At 56.0% G+C, this 18,707-nt stretch carries 20 protein-coding genes; 16 read left to right on the top strand and 4 right to left on the bottom strand.

Features of this window, described 5'->3' with window-relative positions; genetic code table 11:
• Window positions 1–30 precede the first annotated feature (30 nt).
• Together WN16_RS05535 and crfC are read right to left on the bottom strand one after the other, a co-directional pair.
• Window positions 31–924, bottom strand: a complete 894-nt coding sequence (locus WN16_RS05535; RefSeq protein WP_044702154.1) for a diguanylate cyclase regulator RdcB family protein — start codon at window positions 922–924, stop codon at window positions 31–33.
• Window positions 921–3,278 (bottom strand): clamp-binding protein CrfC, encoded by a 2,358-nt coding sequence (gene crfC, locus WN16_RS05530; protein WP_003844774.1) that lies wholly within the window; start codon window positions 3,276–3,278, stop codon window positions 921–923. The genes WN16_RS05535 and crfC overlap by 4 nt, the downstream gene beginning before the upstream one ends.
• Window positions 3,279–3,817: 539 nt before the next feature.
• On the opposite strand from crfC, the gene WN16_RS05525 reads away from it, so the two are divergent.
• The 16 genes from WN16_RS05525 (at window position 3,818) to phnP (ending at window position 15,807) form a co-directional block, all read left to right on the top strand.
• On the top strand, window positions 3,818–4,153 hold the full coding sequence (locus WN16_RS05525; protein WP_003031835.1) for a zinc ribbon domain-containing protein YjdM: 336 nt from the start codon (window positions 3,818–3,820) through the stop codon (window positions 4,151–4,153).
• A gap of 139 nt (window positions 4,154–4,292) precedes the next feature.
• Window positions 4,293–4,742 carry a VOC family metalloprotein YjdN gene (gene yjdN, locus WN16_RS05520; protein WP_003031832.1) on the top strand — a complete coding sequence of 150 codons (450 nt, stop codon included), beginning with the start codon at window positions 4,293–4,295 and terminating at the stop codon, window positions 4,740–4,742.
• Window positions 4,743–4,874: 132 nt separating this feature from the next.
• Window positions 4,875–5,663, top strand: coding sequence for a phosphonate ABC transporter ATP-binding protein (gene phnC, locus WN16_RS05515; RefSeq protein WP_003841124.1), 789 nt, complete (start codon window positions 4,875–4,877; stop codon window positions 5,661–5,663).
• A gap of 155 nt (window positions 5,664–5,818) precedes the next feature.
• Window positions 5,819–6,835 carry a phosphonate ABC transporter substrate-binding protein gene (gene phnD / locus WN16_RS05510; RefSeq protein ID WP_044702160.1) on the top strand — a complete coding sequence of 339 codons (1,017 nt, stop codon included), beginning with the start codon at window positions 5,819–5,821 and terminating at the stop codon, window positions 6,833–6,835.
• Window positions 6,836–6,939: 104 nt separating this feature from the next.
• A complete protein-coding gene (gene phnE, locus WN16_RS05505) occupies window positions 6,940–7,719 on the top strand; it encodes a phosphonate ABC transporter, permease protein PhnE (protein WP_003841119.1) in 780 nt (259 codons plus the stop codon).
• A 20-nt stretch (window positions 7,720–7,739) separates the two neighbouring features.
• Window positions 7,740–8,465, top strand: a complete 726-nt coding sequence (gene phnF / locus WN16_RS05500; RefSeq protein WP_044702161.1) for a phosphonate metabolism transcriptional regulator PhnF — start codon at window positions 7,740–7,742, stop codon at window positions 8,463–8,465.
• The gene (phnG, locus tag WN16_RS05495; protein WP_003031825.1) at window positions 8,466–8,918 is read left to right on the top strand and encodes a phosphonate C-P lyase system protein PhnG; all 453 of its coding nucleotides are present in this window, start codon (window positions 8,466–8,468) and stop codon (window positions 8,916–8,918) included.
• Window positions 8,915–9,499: a phosphonate C-P lyase system protein PhnH gene (gene phnH, locus WN16_RS05490; protein ID WP_003844771.1), complete on the top strand. Its 585-nt coding sequence runs from the start codon at window positions 8,915–8,917 to the stop codon at window positions 9,497–9,499. Before phnG ends, phnH begins: the two co-directional genes overlap by 4 nt.
• Window positions 9,499–10,566 carry a carbon-phosphorus lyase complex subunit PhnI gene (locus WN16_RS05485; RefSeq protein ID WP_044702163.1) on the top strand — a complete coding sequence of 356 codons (1,068 nt, stop codon included), beginning with the start codon at window positions 9,499–9,501 and terminating at the stop codon, window positions 10,564–10,566. Before phnH ends, WN16_RS05485 begins: the two co-directional genes overlap by 1 nt.
• Before the next feature lie 46 nt (window positions 10,567–10,612).
• Window positions 10,613–11,404, top strand: coding sequence for an alpha-D-ribose 1-methylphosphonate 5-phosphate C-P-lyase PhnJ (gene phnJ, locus WN16_RS05480; RefSeq protein ID WP_224774781.1), 792 nt, complete (start codon window positions 10,613–10,615; stop codon window positions 11,402–11,404).
• On the top strand, window positions 11,401–12,159 hold the full coding sequence (gene phnK / locus WN16_RS05475; protein WP_003844769.1) for a phosphonate C-P lyase system protein PhnK: 759 nt from the start codon (window positions 11,401–11,403) through the stop codon (window positions 12,157–12,159). The genes phnJ and phnK overlap by 4 nt, the downstream gene beginning before the upstream one ends.
• Window positions 12,160–12,248: 89 nt before the next feature.
• On the top strand, window positions 12,249–12,929 hold the full coding sequence (gene phnL / locus WN16_RS05470) for a phosphonate C-P lyase system protein PhnL (protein WP_003841104.1): 681 nt from the start codon (window positions 12,249–12,251) through the stop codon (window positions 12,927–12,929).
• On the top strand, window positions 12,926–14,062 hold the full coding sequence (gene phnM / locus WN16_RS05465; RefSeq protein ID WP_044702164.1) for an alpha-D-ribose 1-methylphosphonate 5-triphosphate diphosphatase: 1,137 nt from the start codon (window positions 12,926–12,928) through the stop codon (window positions 14,060–14,062). The genes phnL and phnM overlap by 4 nt, the downstream gene beginning before the upstream one ends.
• 2 nt (window positions 14,063–14,064) lie before the next feature.
• Window positions 14,065–14,619, top strand: coding sequence for a ribose 1,5-bisphosphokinase (gene phnN, locus WN16_RS05460; protein ID WP_044702167.1), 555 nt, complete (start codon window positions 14,065–14,067; stop codon window positions 14,617–14,619).
• On the top strand, window positions 14,606–15,040 hold the full coding sequence (gene phnO / locus WN16_RS05455; RefSeq protein ID WP_044702169.1) for an aminoalkylphosphonate N-acetyltransferase: 435 nt from the start codon (window positions 14,606–14,608) through the stop codon (window positions 15,038–15,040). Before phnN ends, phnO begins: the two co-directional genes overlap by 14 nt.
• A gap of 8 nt (window positions 15,041–15,048) precedes the next feature.
• Window positions 15,049–15,807, top strand: coding sequence for a phosphonate metabolism protein PhnP (gene phnP / locus WN16_RS05450; protein WP_044702170.1), 759 nt, complete (start codon window positions 15,049–15,051; stop codon window positions 15,805–15,807).
• 201 nt (window positions 15,808–16,008) lie between these two features.
• On the opposite strand, the gene yjdP is transcribed toward phnP, so the two are convergent.
• Together yjdP and WN16_RS05440 are read right to left on the bottom strand one after the other, a co-directional pair.
• A complete protein-coding gene (yjdP, locus tag WN16_RS05445; RefSeq protein ID WP_003031807.1) occupies window positions 16,009–16,338 on the bottom strand; it encodes a DDRRRQL repeat protein YjdP in 330 nt (109 codons plus the stop codon).
• A 69-nt stretch (window positions 16,339–16,407) separates the two neighbouring features.
• Entirely contained in the window at window positions 16,408–18,672 is a 2,265-nt protein-coding gene (locus WN16_RS05440) for a hybrid sensor histidine kinase/response regulator (protein ID WP_044702173.1), read from the bottom strand.
• Window positions 18,673–18,707: the final 35 nt, after the last annotated feature.

Here is an 18,707-nt window from a genome sequence, read left to right as displayed (position 1 = left end):
CTCTGTCTTAGCCCCACTGACCGTCCCTGCTCAATTGATGAGTAGGGACGGTGCAAAAATCTCCTCAACCATCGCATCAGCTAGTCGTTTCGCCGAACACAATCGCGGCATTCCTAACGCCACATTTTGCCAACGCTGCGTCACCGACCAGCTCACCGGATGACGCTGCGCATCGCACCAGTCGCCTAACCAGCTCAGCATATCGTTATACTCGCCCGATCCGCCGACAACTGGCGTGCTGAGCCAATGATGATAGTAATGACGCGTAGCAGGCGCCGCATTCACGTTGTCCGCCAACGCCTGAGCGGCCATGGTTCGCAGGTTGTCTTTTAGCATTAACACCACATCGGCATTCGCTAACCGGCAGGCGTCACCGAAGGCTCCCCAGCGCAACTCCTCCAGCGCAACAAAACAGCGTCCAGGTAACGACCAACCGTCATATGCGCCAGCCCGCCAGCGGGTAAAAATTTGTTCGCTGTGTTCGCCCGCCTGAACCGTCAGGCCACGCTGGGTCAGCGCCTTCTCTTTATACGCAGCGCGTTGGGTAAACCAGTCAGTCAGTGAATTTATTTGTTGTAAAAGACCAGGGGTTGAAAGCCCACGCGGGTGTTCGGTTTGTTGTAAAAACCTCAGCCCTTCGGCAATACGCACCAGCGCCAGATGGCCTGGGTCGATCATGCCCGCCAACTTCTCTACCAGCTTAAGACGCATCACCAGATGCTCGCTGGATACTCCCGCCATCACCCACGCCCGTAGTTGTGTCTGGGATAACACCTCCTGCGTCAGACGCGCACGCAACCGCTGCTGCTGTTGCAGAAAACCGCCGGAACGTTTGGTTTCATCTCCCTGAACCAGATCGACCATAAACTTCGGGTAGACACACTCCAGCGTCCTCCCGGGGCCTTCCAGTAAAACGTTAGTCATGTGTGCTCGGTTGCAAAAAGGGTATTGATATCGTCACGCAGCAAACGGGAATCTTCATAAAGCCATGCCGCAATCGTAATGCGCTGCTGCAATTGCTCATTCATTGCATTCACCGCGGATTCATTTTGTTGGCGTAGCGTCAGACTCTCACTCAGGCTCGCCTGCAATTGCGCCAGACACAGTGAAAAATCTGCAAAAAACGTGGCCATGCCTGCCGTAACGGAAATATCGACCTGAGCAACTAAAGCTTTACGAATTTGTTGGCAAAACTGGGAGACATACTGCACAAGGTTCTTATGCAAAGCGCCCATATCAATGAGATAACGCGTTTTTGTTTCGACGTAATCATTCCATCCCCAGTTGGGTTGATTTAGCCAACGAGAGAAAGTGTCACGTACCGCACCACCAGTAGACGGCGCATTTTCTGCCGGAATATCCTGCTCAATGGCCTCGTTAAACAATTGGCGGGTATTGAAATTAAACATCGCTGTATGGAACGCTGGAAAACGGATCCGCGCACGAAAACCGGCGTGGTTTAGCTCCTCTTTCACCCTTTGCTCAATTGGCCGCATCGCGTCATTTAGCGCCCGGGAGAGTGTCGACTCAAGCTGTTCAAAACGCAGGGCTAAGTCACGGCTGATGCTTTCCTGCGCCGCCAGCAATACCCCCTCACAGGACGAGCGAATTTTATCTAACACAATTTTCGCCTGCCCTTCATCGTGCAGCACCAGCATTTCTCCGGCCATTTCTGCCGAGGAGACGCCAGCTCCCAGGCTATGTTGTGACATCATCAGGACGTTTTCTTTGACAAAGAACGTGTTGATACCGCAAAGAATCTCGGTTTGTTGCTCTCTGAGATAGGCTGCAGCAGCTTCCAGCGCCAGTTCTACTTCATGGCTGACTTCATCGCTCACCCGCCCCTGGCTCACTTCTAACTGCTGCATATCCTCTTCAATATGCGTGATGTTCAGCCGCAGTTCGTCATAGGCGACCGTTAACCCGTGGGCACGAAACTCCAGATATTCGTGCACGCTTTGCGCATAGTTCAATAACTTATGTGACGCTGAGCGTAGCGCATACAGCGATGCATTGGCGTAAGCGGCGTGAATCACTTTCTGGATAGGCTGTTCAAACAGCGAGTCTTCCCACAACAGGTCGGCGGCATGACGGATATGCTCCGTATCTTCAAGATCGGTGGTGCGCCAGCGTCTGCCAAGCGCCGCTTCGGCAAAATCCTGCACCCAACGTTGCACCTGATGATCCGGCAGTCGCCCACGGGCCGTCAGCTCATGACGCGCCCTGTTTGCCAGATAGCCCCACATTGAGGAAACCGGATAGATTCTTTCAGGGGCAATGCCACCTTGCATCAACGTGCCAGAAATCAACGCCCGCACCTGCTCTTCATCGTCACTGTTGCGGTCTTTCTGATCGAACTTGTTCACCAGCGCATACAGCGGTACTGACTTGCCAACCGCCATAATCGCCTGACGCACTTCCTCATCAGAAATAGATTTCAATTGGGTGTAATCCAACACTGCCAGCACCGCAGAGGCCCGTACCAGCTGTTCATTAAGCATTTTTTGTAAGTGCGGTTGTCCCGCCTCGTTCGGCCCCGGCGTATCCAGCAACGTTAATTGCCCTGGGTAGCTTGCTTGTCCGGCCAAATGGACAAACTCAACCTCAATAACCGGAATATGCTCAATCGCGGCATAGGCAGCAAAAGGAAAATCAACATCCAATGCTTTTGACAGGCGCACCAGGTCGTTCAGGCTTTTAAGGCAATGGAAAATAGGCTGTGCGCCAAGATAATACCGTTCAAATGCCACGCCGGTTTCAATATGCTGCAGCAGGACATTCATATCCTTGTCAATTTCCAGGGTCTGCGTAAGACGCTGGCGATCGCACTCGCGCACACGCTGCTGTAAAACCTTCATTAAGGCATCAATCGGCGCGACATGTGAAAAATGCAGGACCGGCTCTTTCTGCCCCGGCGTATGACGAATTAGCGTTGGTAACGCCGTCATGGGGCGATTACGATTAGGTAAAACTTCTGTCCCTACAATCGCGTTAATCGTCGTCGATTTTCCCGCTTTCATCGTGCCAACAATCGCCAGCACCATTTCCAGACGCGTAATCTTGCGCAACTCATTATTGAGCGTTGCTTGCTGGACATCCATGCCACGCGCGCTGAAGTGCAGGGGCTGAACAACCTGACTGCTATGCTCTCCTTGTTTTAGCGCGACATCATCCAACGACGTCATGGGCAATTTTTGCAATTGCCTGAGATGTTCAAGCGAGAGCATCAGCAAGCGTTCCGCTTCCTGACTTAATTCATATATTGTCTGTGTGTGCATGGAAAATCTTTCCTTAACGCAAATAGCATTGCTTTTATTTAGCCCAATCGTTTTATTTATAGATTTTTTGGCTTTTATAATTACGTGTGGAAATAATTAAAATCAAAACAACCAATTGATATTATTAAAATAAGTTTGGCGTACAACCGCTGGCCTGAAACCTCTCACTTATGTAATAAGTAAGAAAGATAAACAGCGTAGTTCAGTTTTAAAAAATGCCAGCTTAATCCCCCTACTAAAATTAAGGGGGATTGAGATATTCAATCACAATGACTTAGACATCCGCAGGCGATGTTACCTATGAATATCAGATATTTCGCCTCACCTTATCTTAAATAACCTGACGTAGCAATTTCCCTTAAAAAATATTACCCCATACTTTCATTGAGGTAAAAGCAAAGGGTCTTTACAGCAGATCATTTGCGTAATCACACAGTAGTCCCGACAAAAGCAGGGATTTTATGTATAATTGCGGCCTTTTTCGGCAATCTGCCATTTTTTGGGCGCATTTGCCCCTGCTGACTTTTGAGGAAATCCACATGTCATTACCACACTGCCCACAATGCAACTCCGAATACACTTACGAAGATAACGGCATGTTCATCTGCCCGGAATGCGCGCACGAATGGAACGATGCTGAACCGGCACAGGACAGCGACGAACTGATCGTTAAAGATGCTAACGGCAACCTGCTGGCCGACGGCGACAGCGTTACCGTCGTGAAAGACCTGAAGGTAAAAGGTAGCTCTTCCATGCTGAAGATCGGTACCAAAGTGAAAAACATTCGCCTGGTTGAAGGTGACCACAACATCGATTGCAAAATCGATGGCTTTGGCCCAATGAAGCTGAAATCTGAGTTTGTGAAAAAGAACTGATGCAAATTGCCTGATGGCACTACGCTCATCAGGTCTACACCAGCTCATCTGCCAGGCGGGAAGCTCATACTTCCCGCCTGGTTTATTTATGCAGACGATAACTACACTTAACTGGTTTCTTTTACCTGAGGTAAAGATTATGCCGTTAAGTCCCTATATCTCCTTTGCAGGCAACTGCGCTGACGCTATCGCCTACTATCAAAAAACGTTAGGCGCTGAACTGCTCTACAAAATCAACTTCGGTGAAATGCCCAAATCGGCGCAGGATAGTGAAGATGGTTGCCCTTCAGGCATGAAATTCCCCGACACCGCCATCGCCCACGCCAACCTGCGCGTTGCGGGCAGCGACATCATGATGAGCGATAGCGCCCCGGATGGAAATGCTCACTACTCTGGCTTTACGCTGGTGCTCGACACGCAAAACGTCGATGAAGGCAAACGCTGGTTTGATAACCTGGCAGCAAACGGAAAAATCGAAATGGACTGGCAGGAAACCTTCTGGGCCCACGGTTTCGGTAAAGTGAGCGACCAGTATGGCGTGCCGTGGATGATCAACGTCGTCAAACAACAGCAACCCCCTACAGAGTAATCCAACGGGAGGCCAGCCCTCCCGTACTGTCATCAAATAGCGCTCAACTCTTCATCATCGAGTAACTATCCCTTAACGAAAACGTCACATTGATCCGCCACGATGGGGCCACTTTTTTAGGGAGGCCGCAGCATGCAAACGATTATTCGCGTCGAAAAACTCTCCAAGTCCTTCAATCAACATCAGGCGCTCAATGCGGTTGATCTGAACATCTGTTCCGGTGAGATGGTGGCTCTGCTTGGGCCGTCCGGCTCCGGCAAATCCACCCTTTTACGTCATTTAAGCGGTTTGATCGTCGGTGATAAATCACCCGGTAGCCGCGTCGAGCTGCTGGGCCGCACCGTTCAACATGAAGGCCGCCTGGCGCGCGATATCCGCAAAAGCCGCGCCCACACCGGCTACATCTTCCAACAGTTCAATTTGGTGAACCGCCTGACGGTGCTGGAGAACGTCCTGATTGGCGCGCTCGGCAGCACGCCGTTCTGGCGCACCTGTTTTAGCTGGTTTACCGCCGAGCAGAAACAGCGTGCATTACAGGCGCTGACCCGCGTGGGCATGGCGCATTTTGCATACCAGCGTGTTTCCACGCTTTCGGGCGGACAACAGCAGCGCGTCGCAATCGCCCGCGCGCTGATGCAGCAGGCCAAAGTGATCCTTGCCGATGAGCCGATTGCCTCACTGGACCCGGAATCCGCACGCATCGTGATGGACACCCTACGCGACATCAACCAGACCGACGGCATCACCGTGGTCGTCACGCTGCATCAGGTGGATTACGCCCTGCGCTACTGCGAACGCATCGTCGCGCTGCGCCAGGGCAACGTCTTCTTTGATGGCAGCAGCCAGCATTTTGATAACGATCGTTTTGACCATCTTTACCGCAGCATGAACCGCGTCGAACAGAACGCGCAGGCTGCATAGTTCTAAAAAACCAGGCGTTATTGGCGCAGCCAGGCTGGAGACGGCCAGCGCGGAAAAACCGGAGCGTACACGCAGTACGTGAGGATTTTGAGCACTGCCCGGATTCAGGCTGGCAAGTGAAATAGCCTGGAACAATGACTAATTAAGGAAACGACATGAGCTATAAGACAGTTGCCGCGCTGGCTTTCACCAGCATGTTTAGCGTCAGTACCTTGTTAAGCCCGGCGCATGCCGAAGAGCAAGAAAAAGCGCTGAACTTTGGCATTATTTCGACCGAGTCACAGCAAAACCTGAAGCCGCAGTGGGAACCGTTCCTGAAGGACATGGAAAAATCACTGGGCGTGAAAGTGAACGCCTTCTTCGCCCCGGACTACGCCGGGATCATCCAGGGCATGCGCTTTAACAAAGTGGATATCGCCTGGTACGGCAACCTCTCGGCAATGGAAGCGGTGGATCGCGCGAACGGACAAGTGTTTGCCCAAACCGTTGCCGCCGACGGATCCCCAGGTTACTGGAGCGTGTTGATCGTTAACAAAGACAGTCCGATCAATAACCTGAACGATCTGATCGCCAAACGTAAGAATCTGACCTTCGGCAACGGAGATCCCAACTCAACGTCAGGCTTCCTTGTTCCCGGCTACTACGTCTTTGCCAAAAACAACATCTCCGCGAGCGATTTCAAACGCACCGTTAACGCCGGACACGAAACCAACGCCCTGGCCGTCGCCAACAAGCAGGTCGATGTCGCCACCAACAACACCGAAAACCTCGACAAGCTGAAAACTTCCGCGCCGGAAAAGCTGAAAGAGCTGAAGGTGATCTGGAAGTCACCGCTGATCCCGGGCGATCCGATCGTCTGGCGTAAAAACCTCTCCGAAACCACCAAGGACAAGGTGTACGACTTCTTTATGAATTACGGCAAAACGCCGGAACAGAAAACCGTACTGGAACGCCTTGGATGGGCACCGTTCCGCGCCTCCAGCGATCTGCAACTGGTGCCGATTCGCCAGCTGGCACTGTTTAAAGAGATGCAGGGTGTGAAGGACAACAAAGGGCTGAACGAGGAAGAGAAAACCAGCAAAACCTCGGCGTTGAAAGCGCAGCTCGATGACCTTGACCGTCTGACAGCCGCACTGGGCGCCATGACCAGCGTCACCAAAGCAGTGCAGTAACCCTGGTGCCCGGTGGCGCTTCGCTTACCGGGCCTACGGTGTTTTGTAGGCCGGATAAGACGCCTGCGCCGCCATCCGGCAATAACCTATGCACGGAGCTAAACATGCAAACCATCACCGTCGCCCCGCCCAAACGTAGCTGGTTCTCGCTGCTGAGCTGGGCCATTCTGCTCGCCGTACTGGTGGTCTCGTGGAAAGGTGCCGAAATGGCTCCGCTCACGCTGATCGAAGATTCCGGCAATATGGCAACCTTCGCCGCCGACTTCTTCCCACCGGACTTCAGCCAGTGGCAGGACTATCTCGGTGAAATGGCCGTCACCCTGCAAATTGCCGTCTGGGGGACTGCCCTCGCCGTGGTGCTATCGATTCCCTTCGGCCTGATGTGCGCCGATAACCTGGTGCCGTGGTGGATTTACCAGCCGATGCGCCGCCTGATGGACGCCTGCCGCGCCATCAATGAAATGGTCTTCGCGATGCTGTTCGTGGTCGCCGTCGGGTTAGGGCCATTCGCCGGGGTGATGGCGCTGTTTATCCACACTACCGGGGTACTCTCCAAGCTGCTTTCCGAAGCGGTAGAAGCCATTGAGCCGGGTCCGGTAGAAGGTATTCGCGCCACCGGAGCCAACAAAATTGAAGAGATTCTGTACGGCGTTCTGCCACAGGTCATGCCGCTGCTTATCTCCTACTCGCTGTATCGCTTTGAATCCAATGTTCGCTCAGCCACGGTAGTCGGCATGGTGGGCGCAGGTGGTATTGGCGTGACCTTATGGGAAGCGATTCGCGGCTTTCAGTTCCAGCAAACCTGCGCCCTGATGGTGTTAATCATCGTCACCGTCAGCCTGCTGGATTTCCTTTCCCAGCGTTTGCGTAAGCACTTTATCTGATTAGCGAGGCATTGATTGCTATGCACTTGTCTACACATCCGACCAGTTATCCAACGCGTTATCAGGAAATTGCCGCGAGACTTGAGCAGGAGCTACGTCAACATTATCGCTGCGGTGACTATCTGCCCGCCGAGCATCAGCTTGCCGCGCGCTTTGACGTAAACCGCCACACCCTGCGCCGCGCCATTGACCAGTTGGTTGAACGCGGTTGGGTTCAGCGTCGCCAGGGAGTCGGCGTGCTGGTGCTGATGCGCCCGTTCGATTACCCGCTTAATGCCCAGGCACGCTTTAGTCAGAACCTGCTGGACCAGGGCAGCCACCCCACCAGCGAAAAACTGCTGGCGGTGCTGCGTCCGGCCTCCAGCCACATTGCCGATGCGCTCAGCATAAACGAGGGCGATAACGTGATTCACCTGCGCACCCTGCGCCGGGTTAACGGGATCGCACTGTGCCAGATCGACCACTATTTTTCCGACCTCACGCTGTGGCCGCTGCTGCAAGGCTTCAACAGCGGCTCACTGCACGACTATCTGCGTCAACAATCCGGTCTGACGCTACTGCGCACGCAAACGCGCATCAGCGCCCGCCGCGCGCAGGCCAAAGAGAGCAAGGTGCTGGAAATCCCCAATATGGCGCCGCTGCTGTGCGTGCGCACCCTGAACCACCGTGAAGGCGAAGAACACGCGGCGGAATACTCCGTCAGCCTGACCCGCGCCGACATGATCGAATTCACTATGGAGCACTGAATGCATTTCGATACCGCCACCCGCCAGCGCTGGATGCGCGCGCTGGCTTACAGCAATGCCGATGCCCTGAACGCCCGCATCAACGCGCTCAAACTGACGCCGGACTATGAACTTATCCGCGCACCGGAAAGCGGACTGATGCAGATCCAGGCCCGTATGGGCGGTACCGGTAACCGCTTCTTTGCCGGTGACACCACGCTTACCCGCGCAGTGGTACGCCTGAAGAGCGGCACGCTGGGTTACAGCTACCTGCTGGGACGCAATAAACAACATGCCGAGCAGTGCGCGGTAATTGACGCGCTACTGCAGGAACAAACGCATTTCCAGAACCTAATGGAAACCTTAATTGCCCCGCTGGAAGCGGAACGCGATGCGTTGATTAACGCACGCTGTGCCGAAGTCAACGCCAGCCGGGTCGACTTCTTCACGCTGGTACGCGGAGATAACGCATGACCTTACAGACCGCATTTAATTTACCCGTTCAGGATGCTCAGCAGAGCTTTCGTCGCCTGCTGAAAGCCATGAGCGAACCGGGCGTAATCGTCGCCCTGCATCAGCTGAAACACGGCTGGCAGCCGCTGGGTCTGGCGACCACCAGCGTGCTGCTGACCCTGGTCGATGGCGACACGCCGGTCTGGCTGGCGCCGTCGATGGATAACGATATCGTCCGGCAGAACCTGCGTTTTCACACCAACGCGCCGCTGGTGGATCAACCACAGTTGGCGGCCTTTGCCGTCGCCGACGAACGTATCAGCAGCGAACAGCTTAACGCCCTCTCCGCCGGTTCAGCCGTCGCACCAGAAACCAGCGCCACGCTGATTGTGCAAGTCTCAGGCTTAAGCGGTGGACGCATGCTGCGTCTGACCGGCGCGGGCATCGCCGAAGAGCGCATGATCGCGCCACAGCTGCCGGAATGCCTGATTCACGAACTCACCGAACGCCCGCACCCGTTCCCACTGGGGGTCGATCTGATCCTCACCTGTGGCGAACGCCTGCTGGCTATTCCGCGAACCACCCATGTGGAGGTGTGCTGATGTACGTCGCCGTCAAAGGGGGCGAAAAGGCGATAGCCAACGCCCACGCCCTGCAGGAAAACCGACGCCGGGGCGATGAGACCATTGCTGAACTGAGCGTGGCGCAAATCGAACAGCAGATGAACCTGGCCGTTGATCGGGTGATGACCGAAGGTGGCATCGCTGACCGCGAACTGGCTGCACTGGCGCTCAAACAGGCCAGCGGCGATAACGTCGAGGCCATCTTTTTGCTCCGCGCCTACCGCACTACGCTGGCAAAGGTTGCTGTCAGCGAACCGGTTAACAGCGCAGAAATGCGTCTTGAACGCAGAATCTCCGCGGTCTACAAGGATATTCCCGGCGGGCAGCTGTTGGGTCCAACCTATGACTATACCCATCGCCTGCTGGATTTTACCTTACTGGCCAATGGCGAAACCCCGCCTCTGCGCAGCGCAGACGGCGCGCAGGATGCCTCCCCGCACGTCTTTTCCCTGCTGGCGAACCAGGGCCTGGCAAAACGTGAAGAGGATGATGGCGCGACACCCGACGACATCACCCGCACGCCGCCGGTTTACCCCTGCTCACGCGCTTCACGTCTGCAACAGTTGATGCGCGGTGACGAGGGATATTTGCTGGCGCTGGCCTACTCCACCCAGCGCGGCTACGGGCGCAACCACCCGTTTGCCGCCGAAATCCGTAGCGGCTATGTGGCACTGGAAACCGTACCGGAAGAGCTGGGATTTGCGGTGAACGTCGGCGAACTGCTGATGACGGAATGTGAAATGGTCAACGGTTTTGTCGCGCCAGAAAATGAATCCCCCCATTTTACCCGCGGCTACGGGCTGGTGTTCGGTATGAGCGAACGTAAAGCAATGGCGATGGCGCTGGTGGACCGCGCCCTACAGGCAGCCGAATACGATGAAACGGTCACAGGACCGGCGCAGGACGAAGAGTTCGTGCTGGCGCATGCGGATAACGTCGAGGCGGCGGGTTTTGTTTCGCACCTCAAACTTCCCCATTACGTCGATTTCCAGGCCGAACTGGAACTGCTCAAACGCCTGCAACAGGAGGCCACCTGTGACCACTAACCTCTCCGGCTACAACTTTGCCTATCTTGATGAGCAGACCAAACGCATGATCCGCCGCGCAATTCTGAAAGCGGTAGCGATCCCCGGTTACCAGGTACCGTTTGGCGGACGTGAAATGCCGATGCCATACGGATGGGGAACCGGCGGCATTCAACTTACCGCCAGCGTGATTGGCGAGCCGGACGTGCTGAAAGTGATTGACCAGGGCGCGGACGACACCACTAACGCCGTATCGATTCGTAATTTCTTCAAGCGTGTGACCGGAGTGAATACCACTGAGCGTACGGAAGATGCGACGCTGATCCAGACCCGCCACCGCATCCCGGAGACGCCGCTGGTGGAAGATCAAATAATCATCTTCCAGGTACCGATCCCCGAGCCGCTACGCTTTATCGAACCGCGTGAAACGGAAACTCGCACCATGCACGCGCTGGAAGAGTACGGCATCATGCAGGTGAAACTGTATGAAGATATCGCCCGCTTTGGTCATATCGCCACCACTTACGCCTATCCGGTGAAGGTCAACGACCGCTACGTCATGGACCCGTCGCCCATCCCGAAATTCGACAATCCGAAGATGGACATGATGCCGGCCCTGCAACTGTTTGGCGCAGGCCGCGAAAAACGTATCTATGCCGTTCCACCTTACACTCGCGTGGAAAGCCTCGATTTCGACGATCACCCGTTTACCGTGCAGAGCTGGGATGAACCTTGTGCCATCTGCGGCTCAACCCACAGCTATCTCGATGAAGTGGTGCTCGATGACAGCGGCAAACGCATGTTTGTCTGCTCCGACACCGATTACTGCCGCCAACAGAGCGAGGCCCTCAGCAAATGACGCAACCGCTGCTTTCAGTCAACAACCTGACCCATCTCTACGCGCCGGGCAAGGGCTTCAGCGATGTCTCTTTTGACCTGTGGCCAGGCGAAGTGCTGGGTATCGTCGGCGAGTCCGGTTCTGGCAAAACCACGCTGCTGAAATCGATCTCTTCACGGCTGACGCCGCAGAGCGGTGAGATTTTGTATCAGAACCGTTCGCTGTACGGCATGAACGAAGCCGACCGTCGCCGTCTGCTGCGCACCGAATGGGGCGTGGTGCATCAGCATCCGCTGGATGGCCTGCGCCGTCAGGTCTCCGCCGGCGGCAATATCGGCGAACGCCTGATGGCCACTGGCGCGCGTCACTACGGCGACATCCGCGCCACCGCGCAGCGCTGGCTGGAGGAGGTGGAGATCCCCGCCTCGCGTATCGACGACCTGCCAACCACTTTTTCCGGCGGTATGCAGCAGCGCCTGCAGATCGCCCGCAACCTCGTCACTCATCCCAAACTGGTGTTTATGGACGAACCCACCGGCGGGCTGGACGTTTCGGTACAGGCCAAACTGCTGGACCTGCTGCGCGGCCTGGTGGTGGAACTGGATCTTGCAGTGGTCATTGTCACCCACGATTTGGGTGTGGCGCGTCTGCTGGCAGACCGTTTGCTGGTGATGAAGCAGGGTCAGGTGGTGGAAAGTGGGTTAACCGACCGCGTGCTCGACGACCCGCACCATCCGTACACCCAGTTGTTGGTGTCGTCCGTTTTGCAAAATTAAACATCGGATGCCGGATGGCAGCTTACGGGGCGCTTTTTGTAGGCCGGATAAGCACAGCACCATCCGGCAATAAGAACCATGAGGCTCAAATGATCCGCGTTGAAAATGTCAGTAAAACCTTTGTCCTGCATCAGCAAAACGGCGTGCGTCTGCCGGTGCTGCAAAACGCCACGCTGGAAGTGAAAAACGGCGAATGCGTGGTGCTGCACGGTCACTCGGGTAGCGGCAAATCCACGCTGCTGCGATCGCTGTACGCCAACTATCTGCCGGATGAAGGACACATCCACATTCGCCACAGCGATGAGTGGGTCGATCTGGTGCAGGCCCCGGCGCGCAAAGTGTTGGAAGTTCGCCGTTCAACCATCGGCTGGGTGAGCCAGTTCCTGCGCGTAATCCCGAGGATTTCCGCGCTGGATGTGGTGATGCAACCGCTGCTGGATCTGGGTGTCTCCCGTGAGGAGTGTGCAGCCAAAGCGGCTAACCTGCTTACCCGCCTGAACGTGCCGGAGCGGCTGTGGCACCTGGCGCCGTCGACCTTCTCCGGTGGCGAACAGCAGCGCGTCAACATCGCCCGCGGGTTTATCGTCGATTACCCGATTCTGCTGCTCGATGAACCCACCGCCTCGCTGGACGCCAAAAATAGCGCCGCCGTCGTCGCATTGATTGAAGAAGCAAAAGCCCGCGGCGCAGCAATTGTCGGTATTTTTCACGATCAAACTGTGCGCGACCGCGTAGCGGATCGTCTGCATCTGATGGGAACAACAGCATGATTATCAATAATGTAAAGCTGGTACTGGAAGATGACGTGGTGCAAGGATCGCTGGAAATCGAGGGCGGGGTCATTCGCGCCTTTGCTGAAAGTCCGAGCAGCCTACCTGAGGCGCTGGACGGCGAAGGCGGCTGGCTGCTGCCAGGGCTTATCGAGCTGCATACCGATAATCTCGACAAATTTTTTACCCCGCGCCCGAAGGTAGACTGGCCTGCCCACTCGGCAATGAGCAGCCACGACGCGCTAATGGTCGCCAGCGGCATTACCACCGTGCTGGACGCAGTGGCGATTGGCGATGTGCGCGACGGTGGTGACCGTCTGGAAAATCTGGAGAAGATGATCAACGCGGTGGAAGAGACGCAAAAGCGTGGGGTCAATCGCGCCGAGCACCGCCTGCACCTGCGCTGCGAGCTGCCGCATCACACTACCCTGCCGCTGTTTGAAAAACTGGTCGGTCGTGAGCCGGTGACGCTGGTGTCGCTGATGGATCATTCCCCCGGCCAGCGTCAGTTCGCCAATCGTGAGAAGTACCGCGAGTATTATCAGGGCAAGTATTCGCTCACCGACGAGCAGATGGCCCGTTATGAAGAAGAACAGTTAGCGCTGGCTGCGCGTTGGTCACAGCCCAACCGCACGGCGATTGCCCAGATGTGCCGTGAGCGCCAGATTGCGCTGGCGAGCCATGACGATGCCACCTGCGATCATGTGCTCGAATCGCATCAACTTGGCAGCGTGATCGCCGAATTTCCCACAACTTTCGAAGCCGCCGATGCCTCACGCCAGCATGGCATGAACGTGCTGATGGGCGCACCTAACATCGTGCGCGGCGGCTCTCACTCCGGCAACGTGGCGGCACATAGGCTGGCTGAGCTGGGGCTGCTGGATATTCTCTCCTCCGACTACTACCCCGCCAGCCTGCTCGATGCGGCATTTCGCGTAGCAGATGACGACGCTAACCGCTTTACGCTGTCGCAGGCTATTCGTCTGGTGACACGCAATCCGGCGCGGGCCTTAAATCTCGACGATCGCGGCGTTATTGCCGAAGGTAAACGCGCGGATCTGGTGCTGACGCATCGCAAAGGCGGCAACATCCATATCGACCACGTCTGGCGTCAGGGCAAAAGGGTATTCTGACTATGGGTAAACTGATCTGGCTGATGGGGCCGTCCGGCTCCGGTAAGGACAGTCTGCTGGCAGAATTGCGCCAGCAGGAACCGGCGCAACTGCTGGTGGCGCATCGCTACATCACCCGCGCCGCCAACGCCGGGAATGAAAATCATATTGCGCTAAGTGAACCAGAGTTTTTTACCCGCGCCGGGCAGAATCTGCTGGCGCTGAGCTGGCACGCCAACGGCTTCTACTACGGCGTCGGCGTGGAGATAGACCTCTGGCTGCACGCTGGTTTTGATGTGGTGGTCAACGGCTCGCGTGCGCATCTGCCCCAGGCGCAGGCCCGTTATGGCGCTTCTTTGCTTCCCATTTGCTTACAGGTTTCTCCGGCAATTCTCCGCCAGCGCCTGCAGGCTCGTGGGCGGGAGAGCGAAACGGAAATCGCCGCCCGTCTTGAACGCGCAGCCCACTACGCCCCGTATGACTGCCACGTCCTGAATAACGATGGTAGTTTGCTACAGTCTGTCGATACACTGCTCGCACTGATGGGACGCAAGGAGAAGAAACATGTCTGTCTGTGAATTACGCCGCGCCACGCTCTACGATACCGATGCGGTTTACGCGCTCATCTGCGAGTTGAAACAGGGTCAATTTGACCTGCAGGCTTTTAGCGCTGGTTACGCCGCTAATCTGCAAGATACCAATATGCACTACCAGTTGGCACTGATCGACGGACAGGTCGTCGGCTTGATCGGTCTACACCTGCAGTTTCATCTGCACCACGCCAACTGGATTGGCGAAATCCAGGAACTGGTGGTGATGCCGCAGGCACGAGGGTTAAGGGTCGGCAGCCAACTACTGGCCTGGGCCGAAGCCGCCGCACGCGAAGCGGGCGCAGAAGTCACCGAGCTTTCCACCAGCACCCAACGCCTTGACGCACACCGTTTTTACCAGCGTGAAGGCTATACCATGAGCCATTTTCGCTTCACCAAACCGCTGTAGGGGGAGCCATGAGTCTGACCATTACGCTAACGGGAACGGGCGGCGCACAGCTGGTGCCGACATTTGGCTGCGACTGTGCGGCCTGCCAACGAGCACGCTTACAGGCGCAATATCGTCGACGCCCTTGTAGCGGGGTGGTCAAATTCAACAATGCGGTGACGCTGCTGGACGCAGGGATCCCGCATCTGATGGACGACTGGCCAGTGGGCAGCTTCCAGCAGTTTCTGCTGACCCACTATCATATGGATCACGTGCAGGGGCTGTTTCCGCTGCGCTGGGGCGTGGCGGCGACTATCCCGGTGTACGGACCGCCGGATGAACAGGGTTGCGACGATCTGTTTAAGCATCCCGGCATCCTCGATTTTAGCCATACCGTCGCGCCATTCGTAGTGTTTGACCTGCAAGGATTGCAGGTAACGCCGCTACCGCTCAACCATTCAAAGCTGACGTTTGGTTATCTGCTGGAGACCGCACATAGCCGCGTGGCGTGGCTCTCCGATACCGCCGGACTTCCCGACAAGACGCTGAAGTTTCTCCACAATAACCAACCCCGGGTGATTATCATCGACTGCAGCCATGCCCCGCGCACCGAGCCACCGCGCAATCACTGTGATTTAAATACCGTTATCGCGTTGAACGACGTTATCCGCTGTCCACGGGTGATCCTGACGCATATCAGCCATCAGTTCGACCTGTGGATGATGGAAAACCAGCTTCCCGCAGGGTTTGAGGCAGGATATGACGGTATGGAGATTATGCTGGAGTAAGGAAATTTGCCGGATGCGATGAAAACATCTTATCCGGCCGACAAGACGACAGCCAGGCGACTTTTCCATAAGCATAGAGAGATTGCAATGCCTACATGCACTGTGCTCAAGTGCATGTATTGACATAAAATGGCGAGATGTTGAGCTGACAGCGAAATCCCTTACAGGGGATAAAATATTCTTACATTTAGATAGTTACAGTTAACGATCGTAATCTTCTTCCATTCTGCGTTCTTCGTCTTCTAACTGACGCCGTTCTTGATCAAGCTGGCGCTGACGGTCATCCAGTTGGCGACGTCGATCTTCAAACTGGCGGCGGCGATTGTCATATTGCCTGCGCCGGTCGTCACTCATCTGGCGCTGCCAGCTTTCATCACGGGAATCATCATAATCCCGCCCGTTGTCCGGTTTGTATGCGTCGTTTATCGCCTGCTGAATATTACCAATGGCGTCATCGATAATATCCGCCTGCGCCGATACGGTGGTCAGCATCAGCAAACTAAAAAGAAGGAATGTCGCGGAGCGTTGCATAAAACCAGCCTCATCAAGAAACTCGCCCCACGGTAACCAAAGCGTATTTGCGCGGGTAGCGGAGGAATCTCAATTACGCGAATGCCGCAGCGCCTGCGCCAGCTCTCCCCGAGTAAAAGGCTTACGCAATAGTGCCACATCCGGCAGCGCCGGGTTATGCGCCGGGCGTAAATCCTGACCGCTCATCAGCAAGATGGACAACTGCGGATAATGTGCCTGGGCATGGTTAACCACATCCACGCCGCTTAAACCACCAGGCAGCATTAAGTCACTGATAAAAATATCAATCTCGGATGAAGCCGCCAGCATATGCATCGCCTGTTCGCCGTTGGCGGCCTCTAACGTCAGGTAGCCCAGCAGGTGTAATTGCTCGCACAACGTCTGGCGTACATCGTCCTCATCCTCGAGCACCAACACCAGTTTTTCATCGTTGGTCGTTGTGTGTTGCGCTACCGCTTCCACTTGAGCCTGCACCGGAACAACGGCGCGAGGCAGTTGCAGCCGGACAGTCGTTCCCTGCCCGGGGGCGCTTTCAATCTCCACCCGGCCACCGGACTGGCGCACAAAACCGTAAACCATCGACAGCCCAAGCCCACTGCCGCTGCCGGTCTGTTTGGTGGTGAAAAATGGCTCGAAGACCTGCGCTTTCACTTCCTGCGACATCCCACTTCCCTGGTCGGCTACCTCCAGCATCACCATGTCCTGCTTGCGCCCGTCGCTGCGCGTGACCCGTTGATTCCAGGTACGGATTTTTATCGTGCCCGCCTGCCCGTCCATGGCGTCACGGGCGTTCATCACCAGATTGATAATGGCGTTTTCCAGTTGGCTTACGTCAATCCACGCGGGCCAGGCAGGCGACTGGGCTTCAATCTCCAGCGTCAACGTGGCCGGAAGAGAGTGGCGCATCAGTTCGCCCAGGTTTTCCAGCAAGGTTTTCAGCTCCACCGCATGGGGATGCAATGACTGTTTGCGCGAAAAGGCCAGCAGCCGTTGGGTAAGCAGCGCCCCGCGCTCGGCGGCTTTTAGCGCCCGATTGACCCGTGGCGCATCGGGCGACTCCGGATTCACCAAATCCAGACTGCCAATAATCACCGCCAGCAGGTTATTGAAATCATGCGCTAATCCACCCGTCAGTTGCCCCACCGCCTTCAGCTTTTGGCTGTGCAACAGCGCTTCTTCCAGCCCCTGACGCTCGGTGCGATCGATTTCCATCTGGCTGGTTTTTTCTTTTAGCAGCCGGGTCGTGTGCTCCAGCGACGCGGTATTGCGGGCAAAGACGCTAAAGGCACGCGCCAGCTCGCCCAGCTCATCGCGCCGTTGCAGGGCCGGGACGCTGACGTCTGATTCCCCATGCGCCAGCCGGGTCATCGCCCGCGAAATGGCCGTCAGGTTGGAACCGAGATTACGGTAGATATACCACCCGGCAAAACCGGTGATCACCACCGCCAGCAGCGCAAACACTAAAATAAACAACGCGCCGGATTGCAGTTCCTGATGGTTTTGCGCCACCCGCTGCTCTGAGATCAGCGCCACCTGCGAGGCATACTGGTTGATATCGCTGTTGAGGATCGCCACCAACGCTTTGATGTGGAACATATACCAATTGATGGCCAAATCACTTTGCTCCAGCGCGGAGGAGAGCGGCTCCAGCTTATGCAGCTCCTGGTTGAAGTCGTTGAGGATACCGCTAATCAGCGGATTGGCATGCAGCAAGGGAAGAGCGGGCATCACTGCATCCAGTTGTTTCACCACCGAACGCGGCGTGGGCGTGTCGATGGCGGCAACAATTAAGCGGTCCATCTGCCCCAGCAGCACATCGTCCTGCGCGCCGGTGAGCTTTTGCAGATGACGTAAATAGCTTTGATTCTGATACAGCGAACTGAGCAGCGCGTTACGTTCCAGGTGCCGCCGCTGACCGCGCTGCAACATCCCTTCCACGCTGCTTTGTAGTTCATTACTGCGCTGGATAATTCGCTCGACCAGCCCCGGCTCCTGCTGCGCCAGCGGTGCGGTAGCCAGTTGTTCCAGCGACTGCTTCAGCGCCCTTTGCGTCTCCTGCAGCCGCTCCGCTTCCCCTTTGTATTCCAGCGCCCCGACTACCTGCGACAACCGCACCGCCGCTGTCGCCACGTTCGCCGTATCCCGTGCCAGGTTCATGCTGCCGGTCATGTCGTCAACGGTTTGCTGCTGCACCTGCTCCTGGATCTGGCTTGCGTGCTGAAACCCCAGCACCGCCACGCCGCTCACCATCAGCGTGACCGCCACCACCAGCAGATTGAAGAACAGCAATCGTCCACGCGCACTGGCGAAAAAGTGACGTCCCGGTTGCGGCATATCACGCTCCGTGAAGAAAAATCGCAATATGACAA

The sequence above is a fragment of the Citrobacter sp. ABFQG genome, assembly GCF_004322975.1.
GTDB lineage: Bacteria > Pseudomonadota > Gammaproteobacteria > Enterobacterales > Enterobacteriaceae > Citrobacter > Citrobacter freundii.
Note: the sequence above shows the minus strand (reverse complement) of the source record. Positions and strands in the feature narration are given on the sequence as shown.

Coding starts and splice junctions, on each gene's coding strand:
- WN16_RS05535 (WP_044702154.1), bottom strand. CDS start 924: ATGACTAACGTTTTACTGGAAGGCCCCGGGAGGACGCTGGAGTGTGTC.
- crfC (WP_003844774.1), bottom strand. CDS start 3,278: ATGCACACACAGACAATATATGAATTAAGTCAGGAAGCGGAACGCTTG.
- WN16_RS05525 (WP_003031835.1), top strand. CDS start 3,818: ATGTCATTACCACACTGCCCACAATGCAACTCCGAATACACTTACGAA.
- yjdN (WP_003031832.1), top strand. CDS start 4,293: ATGCCGTTAAGTCCCTATATCTCCTTTGCAGGCAACTGCGCTGACGCT.
- phnC (WP_003841124.1), top strand. CDS start 4,875: ATGCAAACGATTATTCGCGTCGAAAAACTCTCCAAGTCCTTCAATCAA.
- phnD (WP_044702160.1), top strand. CDS start 5,819: ATGAGCTATAAGACAGTTGCCGCGCTGGCTTTCACCAGCATGTTTAGC.
- phnE (WP_003841119.1), top strand. CDS start 6,940: ATGCAAACCATCACCGTCGCCCCGCCCAAACGTAGCTGGTTCTCGCTG.
- phnF (WP_044702161.1), top strand. CDS start 7,740: ATGCACTTGTCTACACATCCGACCAGTTATCCAACGCGTTATCAGGAA.
- phnG (WP_003031825.1), top strand. CDS start 8,466: ATGCATTTCGATACCGCCACCCGCCAGCGCTGGATGCGCGCGCTGGCT.
- phnH (WP_003844771.1), top strand. CDS start 8,915: ATGACCTTACAGACCGCATTTAATTTACCCGTTCAGGATGCTCAGCAG.
- WN16_RS05485 (WP_044702163.1), top strand. CDS start 9,499: ATGTACGTCGCCGTCAAAGGGGGCGAAAAGGCGATAGCCAACGCCCAC.
- phnJ (WP_224774781.1), top strand. CDS start 10,613: ATGATCCGCCGCGCAATTCTGAAAGCGGTAGCGATCCCCGGTTACCAG.
- phnK (WP_003844769.1), top strand. CDS start 11,401: ATGACGCAACCGCTGCTTTCAGTCAACAACCTGACCCATCTCTACGCG.
- phnL (WP_003841104.1), top strand. CDS start 12,249: ATGATCCGCGTTGAAAATGTCAGTAAAACCTTTGTCCTGCATCAGCAA.
- phnM (WP_044702164.1), top strand. CDS start 12,926: ATGATTATCAATAATGTAAAGCTGGTACTGGAAGATGACGTGGTGCAA.
- phnN (WP_044702167.1), top strand. CDS start 14,065: ATGGGTAAACTGATCTGGCTGATGGGGCCGTCCGGCTCCGGTAAGGAC.
- phnO (WP_044702169.1), top strand. CDS start 14,606: ATGTCTGTCTGTGAATTACGCCGCGCCACGCTCTACGATACCGATGCG.
- phnP (WP_044702170.1), top strand. CDS start 15,049: ATGAGTCTGACCATTACGCTAACGGGAACGGGCGGCGCACAGCTGGTG.
- yjdP (WP_003031807.1), bottom strand. CDS start 16,338: ATGCAACGCTCCGCGACATTCCTTCTTTTTAGTTTGCTGATGCTGACC.
- WN16_RS05440 (WP_044702173.1), bottom strand. CDS start 18,672: ATGCCGCAACCGGGACGTCACTTTTTCGCCAGTGCGCGTGGACGATTG.